This window comes from Pseudomonas sp. TE3910, from assembly GCF_056279025.1.
In genome coordinates this window covers 4,396,264-4,416,913 of record NZ_JBWBQN010000001.1, presented here as the reverse complement: position 1 = coordinate 4,416,913, position 20,650 = coordinate 4,396,264, and the positions used below count along the sequence as shown (strand labels likewise).

17 protein-coding genes are annotated in these 20,650 nt (G+C 61.2%); 15 read left to right on the top strand and 2 right to left on the bottom strand.

Annotated features, from left to right (window positions below; translation table 11 throughout):
• Positions 1-3 precede the first annotated feature (3 nt).
• The 11 genes from arcA to ACZ9H3_RS20115 all read left to right on the top strand — a co-directional run bounded on the left by arcA (position 4) and on the right by ACZ9H3_RS20115 (position 12,683).
• On the top strand, positions 4-1,260 hold the full coding sequence (gene arcA / locus ACZ9H3_RS20165; RefSeq protein ID WP_065760161.1) for an arginine deiminase: 1,257 nt from the start codon (positions 4-6) through the stop codon (positions 1,258-1,260).
• A gap of 69 nt (positions 1,261-1,329) precedes the next feature.
• Positions 1,330-2,340: an ornithine carbamoyltransferase gene (locus tag ACZ9H3_RS20160; RefSeq protein ID WP_065760162.1), complete on the top strand. Its 1,011-nt coding sequence runs from the start codon at positions 1,330-1,332 to the stop codon at positions 2,338-2,340.
• A 105-nt stretch (positions 2,341-2,445) separates the two neighbouring features.
• Positions 2,446-3,375, top strand: a complete 930-nt coding sequence (gene arcC / locus ACZ9H3_RS20155) for a carbamate kinase (protein WP_065760163.1) — start codon at positions 2,446-2,448, stop codon at positions 3,373-3,375.
• 52 nt (positions 3,376-3,427) lie between these two features.
• Positions 3,428-3,787, top strand: a complete 360-nt coding sequence (locus tag ACZ9H3_RS20150; RefSeq protein WP_476222214.1) for a DUF5064 family protein — start codon at positions 3,428-3,430, stop codon at positions 3,785-3,787.
• Between the two features lie 115 nt (positions 3,788-3,902).
• On the top strand, positions 3,903-5,411 hold the full coding sequence (locus tag ACZ9H3_RS20145) for a sigma-54-dependent transcriptional regulator (protein WP_099773651.1): 1,509 nt from the start codon (positions 3,903-3,905) through the stop codon (positions 5,409-5,411).
• 275 nt (positions 5,412-5,686) lie between these two features.
• Positions 5,687-6,070: a glycine cleavage system protein GcvH gene (gcvH, locus tag ACZ9H3_RS20140; protein WP_330522038.1), complete on the top strand. Its 384-nt coding sequence runs from the start codon at positions 5,687-5,689 to the stop codon at positions 6,068-6,070.
• A gap of 9 nt (positions 6,071-6,079) precedes the next feature.
• A complete protein-coding gene (gene gcvP, locus ACZ9H3_RS20135; RefSeq protein WP_065760167.1) occupies positions 6,080-8,935 on the top strand; it encodes an aminomethyl-transferring glycine dehydrogenase in 2,856 nt (951 codons plus the stop codon).
• Positions 8,936-8,999: 64 nt separating this feature from the next.
• Positions 9,000-10,376 (top strand): L-serine ammonia-lyase, encoded by a 1,377-nt coding sequence (locus ACZ9H3_RS20130; RefSeq protein ID WP_476222211.1) that lies wholly within the window; start codon positions 9,000-9,002, stop codon positions 10,374-10,376.
• 30 nt (positions 10,377-10,406) lie between these two features.
• Positions 10,407-11,531 carry a glycine cleavage system aminomethyltransferase GcvT gene (gene gcvT, locus ACZ9H3_RS20125; RefSeq protein WP_065760169.1) on the top strand — a complete coding sequence of 375 codons (1,125 nt, stop codon included), beginning with the start codon at positions 10,407-10,409 and terminating at the stop codon, positions 11,529-11,531.
• Positions 11,532-11,878: 347 nt separating this feature from the next.
• Complete coding sequence (locus tag ACZ9H3_RS20120) at positions 11,879-12,091, top strand: cold-shock protein (RefSeq protein ID WP_065760170.1); 213 nt, start codon at positions 11,879-11,881, stop codon at positions 12,089-12,091.
• Positions 12,092-12,185: 94 nt separating this feature from the next.
• Complete coding sequence (locus ACZ9H3_RS20115) at positions 12,186-12,683, top strand: RDD family protein (RefSeq protein ID WP_065760171.1); 498 nt, start codon at positions 12,186-12,188, stop codon at positions 12,681-12,683.
• A gap of 71 nt (positions 12,684-12,754) precedes the next feature.
• On the opposite strand, the gene lptG is transcribed toward ACZ9H3_RS20115, so the two are convergent.
• Both lptG and lptF read right to left on the bottom strand, forming a co-directional pair.
• Positions 12,755-13,816, bottom strand: coding sequence for an LPS export ABC transporter permease LptG (gene lptG, locus ACZ9H3_RS20110; protein WP_065760172.1), 1,062 nt, complete (start codon positions 13,814-13,816; stop codon positions 12,755-12,757).
• Positions 13,809-14,924, bottom strand: coding sequence for an LPS export ABC transporter permease LptF (gene lptF / locus ACZ9H3_RS20105; protein WP_330522034.1), 1,116 nt, complete (start codon positions 14,922-14,924; stop codon positions 13,809-13,811). The genes lptG and lptF overlap by 8 nt, the downstream gene beginning before the upstream one ends.
• A 282-nt stretch (positions 14,925-15,206) precedes the next feature.
• On the opposite strand from lptF, the gene ACZ9H3_RS20100 reads away from it, so the two are divergent.
• The 4 genes from ACZ9H3_RS20100 (at position 15,207) to ACZ9H3_RS20085 (ending at position 20,600) form a co-directional block, all read left to right on the top strand.
• Positions 15,207-16,700, top strand: coding sequence for a leucyl aminopeptidase (locus tag ACZ9H3_RS20100; RefSeq protein WP_330522033.1), 1,494 nt, complete (start codon positions 15,207-15,209; stop codon positions 16,698-16,700).
• A 53-nt stretch (positions 16,701-16,753) separates the two neighbouring features.
• Positions 16,754-17,182, top strand: coding sequence for a DNA polymerase III subunit chi (locus ACZ9H3_RS20095; RefSeq protein ID WP_065760909.1), 429 nt, complete (start codon positions 16,754-16,756; stop codon positions 17,180-17,182).
• 5 nt (positions 17,183-17,187) lie between these two features.
• Positions 17,188-17,583, top strand: a complete 396-nt coding sequence (locus ACZ9H3_RS20090; protein ID WP_476222207.1) for a DNA polymerase III subunit chi — start codon at positions 17,188-17,190, stop codon at positions 17,581-17,583.
• Positions 17,584-17,753: 170 nt separating this feature from the next.
• Complete coding sequence (locus tag ACZ9H3_RS20085) at positions 17,754-20,600, top strand: valine--tRNA ligase (RefSeq protein ID WP_065760911.1); 2,847 nt, start codon at positions 17,754-17,756, stop codon at positions 20,598-20,600.
• Positions 20,601-20,650: the final 50 nt, after the last annotated feature.

Genomic DNA, 20,650 nt, shown 5'->3' with positions numbered 1-20,650 from the left:
GCCATGTCCACGGAAAAAGTTAAGTACGGCGTACATTCCGAAGCCGGCAAACTGCGCAAAGTGATGGTTTGCTCCCCCGGCCTGGCGCATCAGCGCCTGACGCCGAGCAACTGCGACGAGTTGCTGTTCGATGACGTCATCTGGGTCAACCAGGCCAAACGTGATCACTTCGACTTCGTCACCAAGATGCGTGAGCGCGGTGTTGAAGTGCTGGAAATGCACAACCTGTTGACCGAAACCATTCAAAACCCCGAAGCCCTGAAGTGGATTCTCGACCGCAAGATCACCCCGGACACCGTCGGCGTCGGCCTGACCAATGAAGTGCGCGGCTGGCTGGAAAGCCTGGAGCCCCGCAAGCTGGCCGAATTCCTGATCGGCGGCGTGGCCGGTGAAGACCTGCCAGAAAGTGAAGGCGCCAGCGTCATCAAGATGTACCGCGACTACCTCGGCCACTCCAGCTTCCTGCTGCCACCGCTGCCCAATACCCAGTTCACCCGGGACACCACCTGCTGGATCTACGGCGGCGTGACACTGAACCCGATGTACTGGCCGGCCCGACGCCAGGAAACCTTGCTGACCACCGCCATCTACAAGTTCCACCCGGAGTTTATCAACGCCGACTTTGAAATCTGGTACGGCGACCCGGACAAGGACCATGGCCAGGCAACGCTGGAAGGCGGCGATGTGATGCCGATCGGCAACGGCGTGGTTCTGATCGGCATGGGTGAGCGTACGTCGCGCCAAGCCATCGGCCAACTCGCGCAATCGCTGTTCGCCAAGGGCGCCGCAGAGAAAATCGTGGTCGCCGGCCTGCCTAAATCCCGTGCAGCGATGCACCTGGACACTGTGTTCAGCTTCTGCGACCGCGACCTGGTCACGGTCTTCCCGGAGGTGGTCAAGGAAATCATCCCGTTCATCATCCGTCCAGACAGCAAGAACAGCTACGGCCTGGACGTACGACGGGAGAACAAATCCTTCCTTGATGTCGTAGCCGAATCCTTGAACCTGAAAGCACTGCGCGTTGTGGAAACCGGTGGCAACAGCTTCGCTGCCGAGCGCGAACAGTGGGACGACGGCAACAACGTGGTGGCCCTGGAGCCTGGTGTGGTCATTGGCTATGACCGTAACACCTACACCAACACCCTGCTGCGCAAGGCCGGTGTCGAAGTCATCACCATCAGCGCTGGCGAATTGGGCCGTGGCCGTGGCGGCGGCCACTGCATGACCTGCCCAATCGTACGTGACCCGATCGATTACTAAACGACCATCACCCCGACCACGCCTACCCGGCGTTGGCCGGGCCGATCACCGAATCCAAGGAGAATCATCATGGCGTTCAACATCCACAACCGTAACCTGCTGAGCCTGGAACACCACACCACACGCGAGTTGCGTTACCTGCTTGACCTGTCACGCGACCTGAAGCGCGCCAAGTACACCGGCACCGAACAGCAGCACCTCAAAGGCAACAACATTGCGCTTATCTTCGAGAAAACCTCGACCCGCACGCGCTGCGCCTTTGAAGTGGCCGCCTACGACCAGGGCGCCAACGTGACCTACATCGACCCCAACTCCTCGCAGATCGGCCACAAGGAAAGCATGAAGGACACCGCCCGCGTGCTCGGGCGCATGTACGATGCCATCGAGTACCGTGGCTTCAAGCAGGAGATCGTCGAAGAACTGGCCAAGTACGCTGGCGTACCGGTGTTCAACGGCCTGACCGACGAGTATCACCCGACCCAGATGATCGCCGACGTACTGACCATGCGTGAGAACAGCGACAAACCGCTGCACGACATCAGCTACGCCTACCTGGGCGATGCCCGCAACAACATGGGCAACTCGCTGCTGTTGATCGGCGCCAAACTGGGCATGGATGTGCGCATTGCCGCGCCCAAAGCCCTGTGGCCACATGATGACCTGGTGGCTCGCTGCAAGAAATTCGCCGAAGAAAGTGGTGCACGTATCACCCTCACCGAAGACCCGAAAGCGGCCGTCAAGGGCGTCGACTTTGTCCATACCGACGTCTGGGTGTCCATGGGTGAGCCCGTCGAAGCCTGGGGCGAACGCATCCAGCAACTGCTGCCGTATCAGGTCAACGCCGAACTGATGAAAGCCACTGGCAACCCTCGGACCAAGTTCATGCATTGCCTGCCGGCTTTCCACAACGCCGACACCAAGGTCGGCAAGCAGATCGCCGAGCAGTACCCGCACCTGGCAAACGGCATCGAAGTGACCGACGACGTCTTCGAGTCGCCAGCCTGTATTGCCTTTGAGCAAGCGGAAAACCGTATGCACACCATCAAGGCAATCCTGGTGTCGACCCTGGCAGACCTGTAGGTCCTCGTCCTGAAGCACGTGTGGGAGCAGCGTTGCCTGCCCCCACACGTGACGGTTGCCAAACAGCCAACGTGCTTCCTCCCCTTTCGCTAAAAGGACATCACCATGCGTATCGTTATTGCATTGGGCGGTAACGCTCTGCTGCGCCGTGGCGAACCAATGACTGCGGACAACCAGCGCACCAATATCCGGATTGCCACCGAACAGATCGCCAAGGTTCACCCCGGCAACCAGTTGGTCATCGCTCACGGTAATGGCCCGCAAGTGGGCCTGCTGTCGCTGCAGGCGGCGGCTTACACGTCGGTTTCCCCCTACCCGCTGGATGTGCTCGGGGCCGAAACCGAGGGCATGATCGGTTACATGATCGAACAGGAACTGGGCAACCTGCTGGATTTCGAAGTGCCCTTCGCCACCTTGCTTACCCAGGTCGAAGTTGATGCCAATGACCCGGCGTTCAAGCATCCGAGCAAACCGATCGGCCCGGTCTACAGCAAGGAAGACGCCGAGCGCCTGGCCAAGGAGAAAGGCTGGGCCATCGCCCCGGACGGCGACAAGTACCGGCGCGTGGTCGCCAGCCCAAAACCCAAGCGCATCTTTGAAATTCGCCCGATCAAATGGCTGTTGGAAAAGAGCAGTATCGTGATCTGTGCCGGTGGAGGCGGCATCCCAACGATGTACGATGCCAACGGCAAGCTCCAGGGTATCGAGGCCGTGATCGACAAGGACCTGTGCTCGGCCCTGTTGGCTGAACAACTGGAAGCGGACCTGTTGGTGATTGCTACGGATGTGAGTGCGGCGTTCATCGACTACGGCAAGCCGACCCAGAAAGCCATCGCCCAGGCGCACCCGGACGAACTGGAAAAACTCGGTTTTGCCGCCGGCTCTATGGGACCAAAGGTGCAGGCAGCTTGCGATTTTGCACGCAACACCGGCAAAGTGGCGGTCATCGGATCGTTGGCCGACATTGAAGACATCGTCAAAGGTACTGCAGGCACTCGCGTCAGCACGGCCACAGCCGGTATCCGCTACCTTTGACCCGTGTGACGGGCGTGCGCGCCCGTCAGTTCTAACCCCAAAGGAGCACACCATGGCCAAGTTTGAACCCGGTCATTTGCATTTCGAGCGCCATGCGCTGAACAAGGATGACTACAGCTACAACCTGTGTCTTGACTATGAAGTCACGCACGACCCCAAGGAAGGTAAAGGCATGCTCTTTACCCTTCACGGCACAATCGAGGGCAATACCTTGAAGGAGCCGTTCTTCCTGCCCAAAGATCAGGCGTTCGATTTTGCCCGCCATGCAACACGCATCGCCCAACAATACGGCATGCCCAAAACCGCAGGCATCGGCTCAATGCACAGTTACTACGACCAGGTATTCGAAGACGTGCGCCGACAGCTCGACGTAAAACCCGGAGACCCGATCAAACCGGAACATCTCGCCTAGCCGTCAGGACCTCATCGCCAGCGTGGTAATGGGCACACACCTGCCAGCGATTCGACCGTATCGCAGGCGCAAGGCATACTAGCCTCCCCCGGCAGTACAGACCCGTTAACGCACCATGCGCATCCACGTCAGCTTCATCGACCGCGTCGGTATCACCCAGGAAGTCCTGGCCTTGCTCGGTGCCCGTCATCTGAACCTGGATGCCGTGGAAATGGTGCCGCCCAACGTCTACATCGATGCGCCGACCTTGAGCCCCGATGTACTCGAGGAGTTGCACGACGCCCTGCTCAATGTACGCGGCGTGCAAACGGTGAAGGTCGTCGACATCCTCCCCGGCCAGCGTCGGCACTTGCAACTGGATGCACTGCTGGCGGCAATGAGCGACCCGGTGCTGGCCCTGGACAGTGCAGGTACTGTCCTGCTGGCAAATCCGGCGCTGATTGCGCTCTGCGGCCAGGAGCCGGCGGGGCGCTCGGTGGGGGAGTTTTTCGGCGACCCCGGCCTGCTTGATACCTTGCTCGAAAACGGTTTTCGCTTGCCCATGCGTGAAATGGTCCTCAACGGCCAGAGCCTGCTACTCGACGCCACCCCGATCACCAATGCCGGTGCCTTGCTGACCCTGTACCAACCCAACCGCATCGGTGAGCGCCTGTCGGCCCTGCATCACGACCACGCCGAAGGCTTCGATGCGCTGCTCGGAGACTCACCGCCGATCCGTACGCTCAAGGCCCGCGCACTGCGGGTCGCCACCCTGGACGCACCGCTGCTGATCCATGGCGAAACCGGTACCGGCAAAGAGCTGGTGGCCCGCGCCTGCCATGCCATCAGCAGCCGACACACTGCACCGTTCCTGGCCCTGAACTGTGCTGCCCTGCCGGAGAACCTTGCCGAGAGCGAACTGTTCGGCTATGCCCCCGGGGCCTTTACAGGTGCGCAGCGTGGCGGCAAACCGGGGCTGATGGAACTGGCCAACCAGGGTACGGTGTTTCTCGACGAGATCGGCGAAATGTCACCCTACCTGCAGGCCAAACTGCTGCGGTTTCTCAACGATGGCAGCTTTCGCCGGGTGGGCGGCGACCGTGAGGTCAAGGTCAACGTGCGGATCCTCAGCGCCACCCACCGCAACCTGGAGAAAATGGTCGCCGAGGGTACCTTTCGCGAGGACCTGTTCTACCGCCTGAACGTGCTGAACCTGCAAGTACCGCCACTGCGCGAGCGCGGCCAGGACATCCTGTTGCTGGCCCGCTATTTCATGCAACAGGCCTGCACCCAGATCCAGCGTCCGCTCTGCCGTCTGGCCCCCGGAACGTACCCTGCCCTGCTCAGCAACCACTGGCCTGGCAACGTGCGGCAATTGCAGAACGTGATCTTCCGCGCCGCCGCGATCTGCGAAAGCAGCTTGGTGGACATCGGCGACCTAGACATCGCCGGCACGTCTGTGGCCCGCGAACAGGATGGCGAAGTGACCAGCCTGGAACAGGCCGTGGAAGACTTCGAACGCAGCCTGCTGGAAAAACTCTATGCCACCTACCCTTCCACCCGGCAGTTGGCCAACCGCCTGCAGACCTCGCACACGGCCATCGCCCATCGCCTGCGCAAGTACGGCATCCCCGGAAAGCACTGAAAGCGACATTCAGCGTACTGAAAACGCTACGGCGTAACGATTTCGATACAGTACGGTTTTTGCGCTACAACGCAAGGTTTTGATCCCTTTGAGCTTTTTTCTCGCACCCCGGCTGTAGCGATTTCGCTACAGCTGTGTCATCCCGTATTCATGAAAAATCATAAGTCATTGATTTAAAAGGAAATTATAGAAGTGGCCACAAAATTGCTAAGGAGTTACCAGTCCTAGGCCTGGTTGCGTAACCGGCCCGTCACCGTGTCCCCCGAGGAATTCCCATGAGCGAGTTGCGTTTTACCGAAGATCACGAATGGCTGCGTGTCGAAGCTGACGGCAGCGTCACGGTTGGCATCACCGCGTTCGCCCAGAACGCGCTGGGCGATGTGGTCTATGTGCAACTGCCGGAACTGCAGCACTACGAAAAAGGCGCCGAAGCGTCTACCGTCGAGTCGGTCAAGGCCGCCAGTGGTGTCTACATGCCACTCGACGGCGAAGTCGTTGCCGTCAACGACGGCCTGGAAGACAGCCCTGAGCTGGTCAACGAAGACCCACTGGGCGCAGGCTGGTTCTTCCGCTTCATCCCGGCCGATGCCAGCGCCGTCGAGCAACTGCTCGACCAGGACGCCTACGACCGCCTGATCAAAGCCAGCGCCGACGCCTGAGGAGCCGCCATGACTATCAACCTCGGCACTGCCAACGAATTCATCGCCCGGCACATCGGCCCACGCCAGAGCGACGAGCAGAGCATGCTTGCCACCCTGGGCTTTGATTCGCTGGACGCCATGAGCGCCAGCGTGATTCCCGACAGCATCAAGGGCACCAGCGTGCTCGATGCTGGCGCCGGCCAGAGCGAAGCAGACGCACTGGCAGCACTCAAGGCCATCGCCAGCAAGAACCAACTGTTCAAGACCTTTATTGGCCAGGGCTACTACAACTGCCATACCCCTGCGCCGATCCTGCGCAACCTGCTGGAAAACCCGGCCTGGTACACCGCCTACACCCCGTACCAACCCGAAATTTCCCAAGGCCGCCTGGAAGCCCTGCTGAACTTCCAGACCCTGATCAGCGACCTGACCGGCCTGCCGATTGCCAACGCCTCGTTGCTCGATGAAGCCACCGCTGCTGCCGAAGCCATGACCTTCTGCAAGCGCCTGAGCAAGAACAAAGGCAGCCATGCCTTCTTCGCCTCCGTGCATTGCCACCCACAAACCCTCGACGTACTGCGCACCCGCGCCGAACCGCTGGGTATCGACGTGGTGGTTGGCGACGAGCGCGAGCTCAGCGACGTCAGCGCGTTCTTCGGCGCCCTGCTGCAGTACCCGGCCAGCAACGGTGAGGTCTTCGACTACCGCGAGCTGACCGAACGCTTCCACGCCGCCAATGCCCTGGTCGCGGTCGCCGCTGACCTGCTGGCCCTGACCTTGCTGACGCCACCAGGCGAATTCGGTGCCGACGTGGCCATCGGCAGCGCCCAGCGCTTTGGTGTTCCGCTGGGCTTCGGCGGCCCGCACGCCGCCTACTTCTCCACCCGCGACGCCTTCAAGCGCGACATGCCAGGCCGCTTGGTCGGTGTGTCCATCGATCGCTTCGGCAAGACAGCACTGCGCCTGGCCATGCAAACCCGCGAGCAGCACATTCGCCGCGAGAAGGCCACCAGCAACATCTGCACTGCTCAGGTACTGCTGGCCAACATCGCCAGCATGTACGCGGTCTATCATGGCCCGCAAGGCCTGAAGCAGATCGCCGAGCGCACCCACCAGCTGACCGCCATCCTCGCTGCCGGCTTGCAGGCACTGGGCGTCACCGTCGAGCCACAGAGCTTCTTCGACACCCTCACCCTGGCCACCGGCAGCAACACCGCTGCGCTGCATGAGCGCGCCCGCGCCCAACAGCTGAACCTGCGCCAGATCGACGCCCAGCGCCTGGGCCTGTCGCTGGATGAAACCAGCCGTCAGGCCGATGTTGAAACACTCTGGGCGCTGTTTGCCAACGGCCAGGCACTGCCAGACTTCGCCGCACTGGCAGCCCGCGTCGAATCGCGCCTGCCAACAGCACTGCTGCGCCAGTCAGCGATCCTCGAGCACCCGGTGTTCAACCGCTACCACAGCGAAACCGAGCTGATGCGTTATCTGCGCAAGCTGGCCGACAAGGACCTGGCGCTGGACCGCACCATGATTCCGCTGGGCTCTTGCACCATGAAGCTCAACGCTGCCAGCGAAATGATTCCGATCACCTGGGCAGAGTTCGGCAACCTGCACCCCTTTGCCCCGGCCGAACAAAGCCAGGGTTACCAGCAACTGACTGACGAGCTGGAGGCCATGCTCTGCGCCGCCACCGGTTACGACGCAGTATCGCTGCAGCCTAACGCCGGCTCTCAGGGCGAGTACGCTGGCCTGTTGGCCATTCGCGCCTACCACCAGAGCCGTGGCGACGATCGTCGTGACATCTGCCTGATCCCGTCGTCGGCCCACGGTACCAACCCAGCCACTGCGCACATGGCCGGTATGCGCGTGGTCGTCACTGCCTGTGACGCCCGCGGCAACGTCGATATCGACGACCTGCGCGCCAAGGCCATCGAACACCGCGAACACCTCGCCGCGCTGATGATCACGTACCCGTCGACCCATGGCGTGTTCGAGGAAGCCATTGGCGAGATCTGCGCAATCATTCATGACAACGGCGGCCAGGTGTACATCGACGGCGCCAACATGAACGCGATGGTCGGCCTGTGCGCCCCTGGCAAGTTCGGTGGCGACGTGTCGCACCTGAACCTGCACAAGACCTTCTGCATCCCGCACGGCGGTGGCGGCCCGGGCGTTGGTCCGATTGGCGTCAAGGCCCACCTGGCACCGTTCCTGCCAGGCCACGGACACATGGCGCGCAAGGAAGGCGCGGTCTGCGCCGCACCGTTCGGCAGCGCGAGCATTTTGCCAATCACCTGGATGTACATTCGCATGATGGGTGGTGCCGGCCTCAAGCGCGCCTCGCAGATGGCGATCCTCAACGCCAACTACATCGCCCGTCGCCTGGAAGAGCACTATCCTGTGTTGTACACCGGCAGCAATGGCCTGGTTGCCCATGAATGCATCCTCGACCTGCGCCCACTCAAGGACAGCAGCGGTATCAGCGTTGACGATGTGGCCAAGCGCCTGATCGACTTCGGCTTCCACGCACCGACCATGTCCTTCCCGGTAGCCGGCACGTTGATGATCGAGCCTACCGAGAGTGAGTCCAAGGAAGAACTGGACCGCTTCTGCAACGCGATGATCTGCATCCGCGAAGAGATCCGCGCGGTAGAAAATGGCAGCCTGGACAAGGACGACAACCCGCTGAAGAACGCGCCACACACGGCAGCCGAACTGGTGGGTGAATGGGCACATGGCTACAGCCGCGAACAGGCGGTGTACCCACTGCCAACGCTGATCGAAGCCAAGTACTGGCCGCCGGTTGGCCGGGTCGACAACGTGTTCGGCGACCGTAACCTGGTCTGTGCTTGCCCGTCGATCGAGAGCTATCAGGACGCCTGATGCCTGAACGGCAGGAGCCGGCACAACCGGCTCCTGCAACCGTCCCACCCCTGAGGGCACGACCATGTCACTAAGCGTCTTCGACCTGTTCAAGATTGGCATCGGCCCCTCCAGTTCCCACACCGTCGGCCCGATGCGCGCCGCTGCGCGCTTCGCCGAAGGGTTACGCCGCGATCACCTGCTGGGCGCCACCGCCAGCGTCAAAGTCGAGCTGCACGGCTCGCTCGGTGCCACCGGCAAGGGCCACGGCAGCGACAAGGCGGTTTTGCTCGGCCTGGAAGGCGAGCATCCCGACAACGTCGATACCGAAACCATTCCTGCTCGCCTGCAGGCCATCCGCAGCAGCGGACAGCTGAAACTGCTGGGTGAACACAGCATCGCGTTCATTGAAAAGCAGCACCTGGCGATGATTCGCAAACCGCTGCCCTACCATCCCAACGGCATGATCTTCCGCGCCTTCGACGCTGCCGGGTTGCAAATTCGCAGCCGCGAGTACTACTCGGTCGGTGGCGGCTTTGTCGTGGACGACGATGCAGCCGGGGCCGACCGCATCGTCGAGGACCGCACGGTGCTGTCATTGCCGTTCAAGACCGCCAAGGAACTGCTCAGCCACTGCACCACGCAGAACCTCTCGATCAGCCAGGTCATGCTGGCCAACGAGGCCGCCTGGCGCCCGGAAAGCGAAACCCGCAGCGGCCTGCTGCGAATCTGGCAGGTGATGCAGGACTGCGTGGCCGCTGGCTGTCGCAATGAAGGCATCCTGCCGGGAGGGCTCAAGGTCAAGCGCCGGGCCGCCGCGCTGTACCGGCAACTGTGTCAGCACCCGGAAGCGAACCTGCGTGATGCGCTCTCGGTGCTCGACTGGGTCAACCTCTATGCACTGGCGGTCAACGAGGAAAACGCCTTTGGCGGGCGCGTGGTTACCGCACCGACCAACGGTGCCGCCGGCATAGTTCCGGCAGTGCTGCACTACTACATGCGCTTTATCCCGGGTGCCAACGAAGACGGCGTTGTGCGTTTTCTGCTCACCGCCGCAGCCATTGGCATTCTCTACAAGGAAAACGCGTCGATCTCCGGCGCCGAAGTCGGCTGCCAGGGCGAGGTCGGTGTGGCCTGCTCGATGGCCGCCGGTGCCCTCTGCGAAGTGATGGGCGGCAGTGTGCAGCAAGTCGAGAACGCCGCCGAAATCGGCATGGAACACAACCTCGGCCTGACCTGTGACCCCATCGGCGGGCTGGTTCAGGTGCCGTGTATCGAACGCAATGCCATGGGCTCGGTCAAGGCGATCAATGCGGTACGCATGGCCTTGCGTGGCGACGGGCAGCATTTCGTCTCGCTCGACAAAGTTATCCGCACCATGCGCCAGACCGGCGCCGACATGAAAAGCAAATACAAGGAGACCGCCCGCGGCGGTCTGGCCGTCAACATCATCGAATGCTGACACCCCTTCTCAAGTCCCAAGGAGTCATCAATGTCCACCGAAACACTGCACACCACCCCACTGCATGCCCTGCACCTGGAACTGGGCGCACGCATGGTGCCCTTCGCTGGCTACGACATGCCCGTGCAGTACCCAATGGGGGTGATGAAAGAGCACCTGCACAGCCGTGAACAGGCCGGGTTGTTCGATGTCTCGCACATGGGCCAGATCCGCCTGACGGGCAGTGAAGCCGCCAAGGCACTGGAAAGCCTGGTGCCGGTGGACATCATCGACTTGCCGGTAGGCATGCAGCGCTACGCCATGTTCACCAACGAACAGGGCGGTATCCTCGACGACCTGATGGTCGCCAACCTGGGCAACGACACCTTGTTCCTGGTGGTCAATGCGGCCTGCAAGGAGCAGGATCTGGCGCACCTGCGCCAGCACATCGGCAACCAGTGCGAAATCCAGCCCCTGTTTGAGGAACGCGCCCTGCTGGCCCTGCAGGGCCCGGCGGCAGTCAAGGTACTCGAGCGCCTGGCACCCGAAGTCGCGGGCATGACCTTCATGCAGTTCACAAGCGTGCAGTTGCTGGGTGTGGACTGCTACGTCAGCCGATCCGGCTATACCGGTGAAGACGGCTTTGAAATTTCCGTACCGGCGGCCAATGCCGACGCCCTGGCACGTCGCCTGCTGGCTGAGCCGGAAGTGGCGCCGATCGGCCTGGGTGCGCGCGACTCACTGCGCCTGGAAGCCGGCCTGTGCCTGTATGGCCACGACATGAACGCGCAAACCACCCCCATCGAGGCCAGCCTGCTCTGGGCCATCTCCAAAGTACGCCGTGCCGATGGCGCGCGTGCGGGCGGCTTCCCGGGTGCCGAGCGGATCTTCGCTCAGCAGCAAGACGGTGTTGCACGCAAGCGGGTCGGCCTGCTGCCCCAAGAGCGCACACCTGTCCGCGAGGACGCCGAGATTGTCGATGAAGCCGGCAGCGTCATTGGCCGTGTCTGCAGCGGTGGGTTCGGCCCGAGCCTGAGCGCCCCTGTAGCCATGGGCTACCTGGACACTGCACATGCCGCTCTGGATACCCCTGTGTGGGCCATCGTGCGTGGCAAACGCGTAGCGATGAAAGTCAGCAAGATGCCTTTTGTTGCCCAACGCTACTACCGCGGCTGATACCCGCCCAGAAGCGTGATGAAACGCGTTCGAGATTTTCGTAACCGAACGCGTTTCACAACATGTGAACACAGCCGAAAAACCGCTTGGAATGCACCAGAAAAAATCGCCCAAGCAGCGGCTAAAAAGGTCAAAATCCGGCGCTTTTCAGGGCTTGTTTTTGTCTTCAAAGTTAGCGTATTGTCTGTTCACTGTGTTTGCATGGGTCGCTATGGTTCGTGACCTGGGCAGTAGCTCTGAGATTTGCTACAACCCGTTCGACGTCTCTTACTTTCCTGCAACCCAGCCCAGTACTCTTTCATTTGAAAGAAGCTGTTACTAATTCTAAGTTCCAAAGGAAATAAGCTATGTCGACTCGTCAGAGCGGTACCGTCAAGTGGTTTAACGACGAAAAAGGTTTTGGTTTCATCACTCCAGAAAGCGGTCCGGATCTGTTCGTACACTTCCGCGCTATTCAGGGCAACGGCTTCAAGAGCCTGAAAGAAGGCCAGAAAGTTACCTTCATCGCCGTGCAGGGCCAAAAAGGCATGCAGGCTGACGAAGTTATCGCGGAAAATTGATTTCCCGATAAAAAGCCCCTGCTGGCAACAGCAGGGGCTTTTTTGTGCCTGTTATTCCGTAGAATGGGCGTTTTGCGCAAGGAGGGCTTCTTGTATGCCCAAGCACCTGTTGAAGCCTCAGGGCGATTTCCCAGCCGTCGGCCTGGGGCGTCGCCTTGCGGCAATGTTCTACGATTTCCTGCTGTGTACAGCGCTGCTGATGGTCACCACCCTGGTCTACAAGATGATCATGATGGCCTTCATCGGGGAGGCGCGGATGCGCGAACTGACCGATGCTGGCGCCCTGGACACCGACCCGCTGCTGTCGACCATTCTGGTGTTCATGCTGTTTGGCTTCTTCGCCAAATTCTGGACCCACGGTGGACAGACCTTGGGGATGCAGGTCTGGGGGATTCGCGTACAAAACGCAGATGGCAGCGCCATCGGCCTGTGGCAGGCACTGTTGCGCTTTGTTGTCTCCATCGCCTCCTGGCTGTGCCTGGGCCTGGGTTTCTTCTGGGTATTGATCGACAAACAAAAGCGCAGCTGGCATGACATGTATTCCGACAGTCAGCTGGTGCGCATCCCCAAGAAGGGCAAGGAAAAGGCCTGAGCGCTGAAACCGTGATCAGTCGCCCATGAAAAAGCCGACCCCAAGGTCGGCTTTTTCATACGCGTTACGGCTTAACCGGCCCTGCGCAACAGCCATACCCCTGTCAACGTGCAGATACCTGCCGGAATCAGCACCGCCAACAATGGCGGGAAACCGAACACCTGGCTGGACGGCCCCAGCAGGTCCTGGGCAATCCGGAAGGTGAACCCCACCAGCACGCCGGTAAACACCCGCTGCCCCAAGGTCACCGAACGCAATGGGCCAAAGATGAACGACACCGCCATGAGCACCAGCGCCGCCGTCACAATCGGCTGCATCACCTTGGTCCAGAACGCCAACCAGTAGCGAGCGTTGTTCAAGCCCTGGTCGGACAGGTAGTGAATGTAGTCCCACAACCCGGAAATAGAGAGCGAGTCCGGGGCAACGACCACCGTATTCAACAACTCAGGGGTAACCGCCACATCCCAACGCTCCTCGGGGCTCTTGAGCACTTCAGTGCTGTCGCCGCGGAAGTGCGTGGTGGTGACGCCACTGAGCAACCAGTGATCGTTCTGATACTGGGCCTTGCGCGCAAAGCTGGACGTCAGCATGCGGCGCTCGCTGTCGAAGCGGTAGCGCGTTACGCCATACAAAAGGCCGTTGGGCTGTACGCTGTTGATGTGGACAAACTCATCACCCTGACGATGCCACATACCGCGTTTGGAAGACTGCGCCTCACCACCGCCCTGCGCCAGGGAGCGCTCGGCCTGGGCCTTGTTTTCGGTGACCGGGGCCAGGTACTCACCAATCAGCACGCCGACCAGCATCAGCACCAGCATCGGCTTCATGACTGCCCAGACGATACGGCCAATAGACACGCCAGCCGCGCGCATGATGGTCAGCTCACTGCTGCTGGCCAAGCTGCCGAGACCGATCAGGCAACCGATCAGTGCTGCCATCGGCAGCATGTCGTAGAGCCGACGCGGCGCGGTCAACAGCACAAAACTAGCCGCATCCATCAGGGTATAGGTGTTGCTGATGTCGCTCATTTCATCAATGTAGGCAAACAGCGAGGCCAGGCCGAGAATGATCCCCAATACGGCAATAATTGCCAGGAACACACTCTTGCCGATGTAACGGTCGAGTTTAACCACGGGCCACCTCCGCACGGCGGGCAGCACGCTTGAGCTTCAACGGCTCCCAGTACATCAACCCAAGGCCGATGAGCAGGAACAAGCCATGCACCCACCAAAGCCCCAAGGCGATCGGCAGCTTGCCTTTTTCCAGGGCACCACGCGCAGCGATCAACATTGTCAGATACGCCATATACAAAAGAATCGCCGGCAGCAGCTTGAGGAAACGTCCTTGCCGCGGATTGACGCGCGACAGCGGCACGGCCAGCACGGTCACGACAAACACCAGCAATGGCAACGAAATCCGCCATTGCAACTCGGAGCGCTCGCGCAGGGTCTTGGCACCCAGCAACTTCGACGTCGGGATTGCTTCCCGATCAGTCACTTCCTCGCTGACTTCCGGCTTGGGCAACAGCACCCCGTAGGTGTCGTACTTGATGATGCGGTAATCGGCCTGCCCCGGATTACCGTCATAGCGGTAGCCGTTTTCCAGGATCAGGTAACGATTGCCATCCGCCTGCACTTCCTGACGCCCCTTCTCGGCCACCAGCACAGAAGGGCCGCGGTCCTTGCTCTTGTCCTGGGAGACGCGTTTCTCGGAAATGAACACCCCGCCCAGATTCTCACGGTTATCGGATAGCTGCTCGCTATAGGTAACACGTGAACCGTCACGCAGGGTCTGGAAGCGTCCCGGAACCAGGGTGTCGAACTCGGTCAAGGCGTCCTGTTCATTGATGATCTGTGCCACCCGCGCAACGCCCTGAGGCGCAAGGCCCAGGCTCAACCAGGCAACCAGCAAGGCCACCAGCAAGGCCGGTGCCATGGTCATCGCCAGCAGGCGCTGCTGGCTCATCCCGGTGGCGGCGAGCACGGTCATCTCGCTTTCCAGGTAGAGCCGGCCGTATGCCAGCAAAATGCCCAGAAACAGGCCAAGCGGCAGGATCAGTTGCAGGAAACCCGGCAAGCGGAACCCCATGATCATGAACAATACGCTCGGGTCGAGCAGGCCCTGTGCGGCCTGAGCCAGGTACTTGATGAAGCGCCCGCTCATGATGATAACCAGCAGCACGGCGCTGACGGCACTCAAGGTCAGCATGACCTCGCGAGACAGATAACGAAAGACGATCAAACCAGACACTCCTGGGTTGTCAGGCTCAAACAGCCGAACAAGGGAAACGTAGCAGTCGCACCGGATGCACGCTGCAGACGTGAAACCGGCAAAAAAGTTGGCGCATTATCCTGTGATTGGCCGTGCCTGTCACTTGGCGTACGCAAAGCGTCATCTCGGGGTTGTCAGGCTGGGCGCAGCAGGCTCAAACTGGCGGCTTTATCACTGGCACGCAGATGCGCCGCCAGGCCGCTCCAAGCGCCTGCACAGACAGCGCACAGACCGATCATTGGGGACCCTGACATGGAATTGGTTGTAAAAAGTGTAGCCGCAGCATCGTTGAAGACCGCCACCCTGGTACTGGCTGTCGGTGAAGGCCGCAAACTCGGCACCACCGCCAAAGGCATCGACGACGCGACCGACGGCGCCCTGAGCGCACTGCTCAAGCGCGGCGACCTGGCCGGCAAGGTGGGCCAGACGCTGCTGCTGCAAAGCCTGCCTGGCCTGAAGGCCGAGCGCCTGTTGCTGGTCGGCACCGGCAAAGACGCCGAACTGGGTGATCGCAGCTGGCGCAAAGTCGTTTCCAGCGTACTGAACGTGCTCAAGGGCCTGGGCGGCAGCGATGCCGTGCTGGCGCTGGACGATGTAGCGGTCACTGGCCGTGATGCCCCTTACGAAAAAACCCGCCTGCTGGCCGAAACCCTGCTCGACGGCGAATATGTCTTCGACCGCTTCAAGAGCAAGAAAGCCGAGCCTCGTGCACTGAAGAAAATCACCCTGCTCACCGACAAGGCCACCCAGGCCGAAACCGAGCGCGCGGTCAAGCACGCCAGTGCGATTGCCAGCGGCATGAGCTATACCCGTGACCTTGGCAACCTGCCACCCAACCTGTGCCACCCAAGCTTTCTGGCGGACGAAGCCAAGGCACTGGGCAAGGCTCACAAGAACCTCAAGGTCGAAATCCACGACGAGAAGAAGCTCAAGGAACTGGGCATGGGGGCCTTTGTCGCCGTTGGCCAAGGCAGCGACCAGCCACCGCGACTGATCGTGCTCAACTACCAGGGCGGCAAGAAAAGCGAGAAGCCGTTCGTACTGGTGGGCAAGGGCATTACCTTCGATACCGGTGGTATCAGCCTCAAGCCTGGCGCCGGCATGGATGAAATGAAGTACGACATGTGCGGTGCTGCCAGCGTCTTCGGCACCCTGCATGCCGTGCTCGAACTGCAACTGCCCATCAACCTGGTCTGCCTGCTGGCCTGCGCCGAGAACATGCCAAGCGGCGGCGCCACCCGTCCGGGCGACATTGTCACGACCATGAGCGGGCAAACCGTCGAGATCCTCAACACCGACGCCGAAGGCCGCCTGGTGCTGTGCGACACCCTGACCTACGCCGAGCGTTTCAAGCCGCAGGCAGTGATCGATATCGCCACCCTGACCGGCGCCTGCATCGTTGCCCTGGGTAGCCATACCTCGGGCCTGATGGGCAACAATGACGCCTTGGTCGCGCAACTGCTCGAAGCAGGCAAACGCGCCGACGACCGTGCCTGGCAGTTGCCACTGTTCGACGAGTACCAGGAACAGCTCGACAGCCCGTTCGCCGACATCGCCAACATTGGCGGACCAAAGGCCGGCACCATCACGGCGGGCTGCTTCCTGTCGCGCTTTGCCAAGGCCTATGAGTGGGCGCACCTGGACATCGCCGGTACCGCCTGGGTCAGTGGCGGCAAGGACAAGGGCGCTACAGGTCGCCCGGTTCCATTGCTGACCCAGTACCTGCTCGATCGCGCCAACGGCTGAGGCCGCCCTGCCCGGCTGCGCCGCATACGCGCAGCCGGCGGGCACTGCACACCATGAGCCAAGTCGATTTCTACATCCTCCCAAGCCCGGCCCTTTCGGCGCGGCTGGTGTTCGCCTGCAAATTGTGCGAGAAAGCCTGGCGCCTCGGCCACCAGGTCTACCTCAATTGCAGCGACAGCACCCAACGCGACGAGCTGGACGAACTGCTCTGGCGCTTCAAGGGCGAGGCATTCGTACCGCACAGCAATGCCGAAGACGACCCCGAGGCCACTGTGGTATTGGGCCTGGGCGACACGCCCGGCAGCCATCAGGACCTGCTGATCAACCTCGACCTGAAGGTGCCAGGCTTCGCTGACCGTTTTGCCCGCATCGCTGAAATCGTGGTCGAAGACCCTGCGATTCGCCAGGCGACACGGGAGAGTTTCCGTTTCTACCGACAACAGGGCTATGCTCTGCAAGATCACCGCTTACAGCGACTCTGACGACGATGGACAAACCCACGCCCCACTCCAAGTCCGCGCACTTGCTGGATGACCTTGAGTCGATCCGCCAACTGCTCGGCGACGATACCCTGCAACCACCCTTGCTGACCGAAACCGTGGACCACAACGAGCAGATTCCACTGCTGCTTGAAGAGGCCATCGAACCGGTTGTGCCAACGCCTGAAGCTGAAGTCCCAAGCGCTCAGCCACCGGCACAGGAAGCACCTGACCCTCAGGCCAGGAGACAGGATACCCTCCTGCACCTGGACGTTGAGTTACGTGCTGCCGCACAGCTGATCATGCAGGACGTGATCGATGACTTCGCCCCGCACATCGAAACCGAGATCAAGCGTCGGCTGGATGCGCGTCTTGAGCGTTTGCTGAACCAGTTGCCAGAGTAAATCCGCGGGCCGTTGGCCCGCATTGCTCTGCGATCGCCATACCGGTCGTGCCCGCAATGGGTGAAACGACGTTTTCTGCCTCCTGCCATCACCTCAGGCTACGCCCCAGCGCCTATTCCCCGTTATACTTCTCGGCTTTCCCGAATAAACGCCATAGGGTCCCGCCGCGCATGGATAAGACCTACCAGCCGCACGCTATTGAAACTTCCTGGTACCAGACCTGGGAGTCCGAGAATTACTTCGCCCCGCAAGGTGCGGGCGAGCCGTACACCATCATGATTCCGCCGCCGAATGTCACCGGCAGCCTGCACATGGGTCACGGCTTCAACAACGCGATCATGGACGCCCTGATCCGTTTCCGCCGCATGCAGGGCCGCGACACCCTGTGGCAGCCAGGCACCGACCATGCCGGTATCGCTACGCAGATGCTGGTGGAGCGTCAACTGGAAGCCAAGGGCCAGAGCCGCCACGACCTGGGCCGGGAAAAGTTCCTGGAAAAGGTCTGGGAATGGAAAGACCAGTCCGGTGGCAACATCAGCCGCCAGATCCGCCGCCTGGGCTCCTCGGTAGACTGGAGCCGCGAGCGCTTCACCATGGACGACGGCCTGTCCGAAGCGGTCAAGGAAGCCTTCGTGCGCCTGCACGAAGACGGCCTGATCTACCGCGGCAAGCGCCTGGTCAACTGGGACACCAAGCTGCACACCGCGATCTCCGACCTTGAAGTGGAAAACCACGACGAGAAAGGCCACCTGTGGAACCTGCGCTACCCGCTGGCCGACGGCGCGAAAACCGCTGAAGGCAAGGATTACCTGGTCGTTGCCACTACCCGTCCGGAAACCATGCTGGGCGACGCTGCCGTAGCCGTTAACCCGAACGATGAGCGCTACCAGGCCCTGATCGGCAAGTTCGTCGAGCTGCCACTGGTTGGCCGCCGCATTCCGATCATCGCCGATGACTACTGCGACCCGGAATTCGGCACCGGCTGTGTGAAGATCACCCCGGCCCACGACTTCAACGACTATGAAGTCGGCAAGCGTCACAACCTGCCACTGCTGAACATCTTCGACAAGAACGCCATGGTGCTGCCGGCAGCCCAGGTATTCAACCTCGACGGCAGCGTCAACGAATCCATCGATGCCACCCTGCCTGCCCGCTACGCCAACCTCGACCGTTTCGTCGCGCGCAAGCAGATCGTCGCCGATTTTGAAGCCGCAGGCCTGCTGGTCAGCGTTGACGACCACGCCCTGAAAGTACCGAAGGGCGACCGCTCCGGCACCGTCATCGAGCCGTGGCTGACCGACCAGTGGTACGTGTCGACCAAGCCCCTGGCCGAGCCGGCCATTGCCGCCGTCGAAGATGGCCGTATCCAGTTCGTACCGAAGCAGTACGAAAACATGTATTTCTCCTGGATGCGTGACATTCAGGACTGGTGCATCAGCCGCCAGCTGTGGTGGGGCCACCGCATTCCAGCCTGGTACGACGAAGCCGGCAAGGTCTATGTCGGGCGCAGCGAAGAGGAAGTGCGCAGCAAGCACAACCTGGGCGCCGAGGTTGTCCTGAACCAGGACAACGACGTACTCGACACCTGGTTCAGCTCGGGCCTGTGGACCTTCTCGACCCTCGGCTGGCCAGAGCAGACCGAATTCCTGAAGAAATTCCACTCCACCGACGTGCTGGTCACCGGTTTCGACATCATTTTCTTCTGGGTTGCCCGGATGATCATGCTGACCATGCACCTGGTGAAGAACGAGGATGGCACCCCGCAGGTACCGTTCAAGACCGTTTACGTCCACGGCCTGGTGCGCGATGGCCAGGGCCAGAAGATGTCCAAGTCCAAGGGCAACGTCCTTGACCCGCTGGACATCGTCGACGGCATCACCCTCGATGCCCTGCTGGAAAAACGCACCAGCGGCATGATGCAGCCAAAACTGGCCGAGAAGATCGCCAAGCAGACCCGTGCCGAGTTCCCGGAAGGTATTGCCAGCTACGGCACCGATGCCCTGCGCTTTACCTTCTGCTCGCTGGCGTCCACTGGCCGCGACATCAAGTTCGACATGGGCCGCGTCGAAGGCTACCGCAACTTCTGCAACAAGATCTGGAACGCCGCCCGCTACGTGCTGGACAAGGGCGAAGACTGCGGCCAGAACGGCGAAGCCTACGAACTGTCACTGGCTGATCGCTGGATCATCTCGCAGCTGCAGCGCACCGAAGCCGAAGTGACCCGTCAGTTGGAGCAGTTCCGTTTCGACCTGGCAGCTCAAGCGCTGTACGAGTTCATCTGGAACCAGTACTGCGACTGGTACCTGGAGTTGTCCAAGCCTGTGCTGTGGGACGAAAACGCGCCTGTCGAACGCGCGCGCGGCACCCGTCGCACCCTGGTACGGGTACTGGAAGTCGCGCTGCGCCTGGCTCACCCATTCATGCCATTCATCACCGAGGAAATCTGGCAGCGCCTGGCGCCGCTGGTCGGTGCTGAAGGCAAGACGATCATGCTGCAGCCTTGGCCAGTGGCCAACGACAGCCGCATCGATACGGCTGCCGAAGGCGACATCGAGTGGCTGAAGGAACTGATGCTCGGCGTGCGTAACATCCGTGGCGAAATGAACATCGGCCCGGGCAAACCACTGCAACTGTTCCTGAAGAACGCCAGCAGCGAAGACCAGCGCCGCCTGCAGGAAAACGAAGCGCTGCTCAAGAAGCTGGCGAAGATCGAATCCTTCACCGTGCTGGGCGAACAGGACGAGGCACCACTGAGCGCTACCGCACTGGTAGGCGATCTGCAGGTACTGGTTCCCATGGCCGGCCTGATCGACAAGGATGCCGAGCTGGCGCGCCTGAACAAGGAAATCCAGCGCCTGCAAGGCGAAGTCCAGCGCGTGGGCGGCAAGCTGTCCAACGCAGCGTTCGTTGACAAGGCGCCACCTGCCGTCATCGACAAGGAGCGCGCCAAGCTGGCTGAAGCCGAGCAGGCCTTGGCCAACTTCACCGAGCAGCATGCGCGGATTGCCAGCCTGTAACCGCTAGTACGCCGCCGTAACGCCATCGCGGGCAAGCCCGCTTCTACAGG

Excerpts from the sequence above, each read along its gene's own strand:
- arcA (WP_065760161.1), top strand. The coding sequence starts at position 4 with ATGTCCACGGAAAAAGTTAAGTACGGCGTACATTCCGAAGCCGGCAAA.
- ACZ9H3_RS20160 (WP_065760162.1), top strand. The coding sequence starts at position 1,330 with ATGGCGTTCAACATCCACAACCGTAACCTGCTGAGCCTGGAACACCAC.
- arcC (WP_065760163.1), top strand. The coding sequence starts at position 2,446 with ATGCGTATCGTTATTGCATTGGGCGGTAACGCTCTGCTGCGCCGTGGC.
- ACZ9H3_RS20150 (WP_476222214.1), top strand. The coding sequence starts at position 3,428 with ATGGCCAAGTTTGAACCCGGTCATTTGCATTTCGAGCGCCATGCGCTG.
- ACZ9H3_RS20145 (WP_099773651.1), top strand. The coding sequence starts at position 3,903 with ATGCGCATCCACGTCAGCTTCATCGACCGCGTCGGTATCACCCAGGAA.
- gcvH (WP_330522038.1), top strand. The coding sequence starts at position 5,687 with ATGAGCGAGTTGCGTTTTACCGAAGATCACGAATGGCTGCGTGTCGAA.
- gcvP (WP_065760167.1), top strand. The coding sequence starts at position 6,080 with ATGACTATCAACCTCGGCACTGCCAACGAATTCATCGCCCGGCACATC.
- ACZ9H3_RS20130 (WP_476222211.1), top strand. The coding sequence starts at position 9,000 with ATGTCACTAAGCGTCTTCGACCTGTTCAAGATTGGCATCGGCCCCTCC.
- gcvT (WP_065760169.1), top strand. The coding sequence starts at position 10,407 with ATGTCCACCGAAACACTGCACACCACCCCACTGCATGCCCTGCACCTG.
- ACZ9H3_RS20120 (WP_065760170.1), top strand. The coding sequence starts at position 11,879 with ATGTCGACTCGTCAGAGCGGTACCGTCAAGTGGTTTAACGACGAAAAA.
- ACZ9H3_RS20115 (WP_065760171.1), top strand. The coding sequence starts at position 12,186 with ATGCCCAAGCACCTGTTGAAGCCTCAGGGCGATTTCCCAGCCGTCGGC.
- ACZ9H3_RS20100 (WP_330522033.1), top strand. The coding sequence starts at position 15,207 with ATGGAATTGGTTGTAAAAAGTGTAGCCGCAGCATCGTTGAAGACCGCC.
- ACZ9H3_RS20095 (WP_065760909.1), top strand. The coding sequence starts at position 16,754 with ATGAGCCAAGTCGATTTCTACATCCTCCCAAGCCCGGCCCTTTCGGCG.
- ACZ9H3_RS20090 (WP_476222207.1), top strand. The coding sequence starts at position 17,188 with ATGGACAAACCCACGCCCCACTCCAAGTCCGCGCACTTGCTGGATGAC.
- ACZ9H3_RS20085 (WP_065760911.1), top strand. The coding sequence starts at position 17,754 with ATGGATAAGACCTACCAGCCGCACGCTATTGAAACTTCCTGGTACCAG.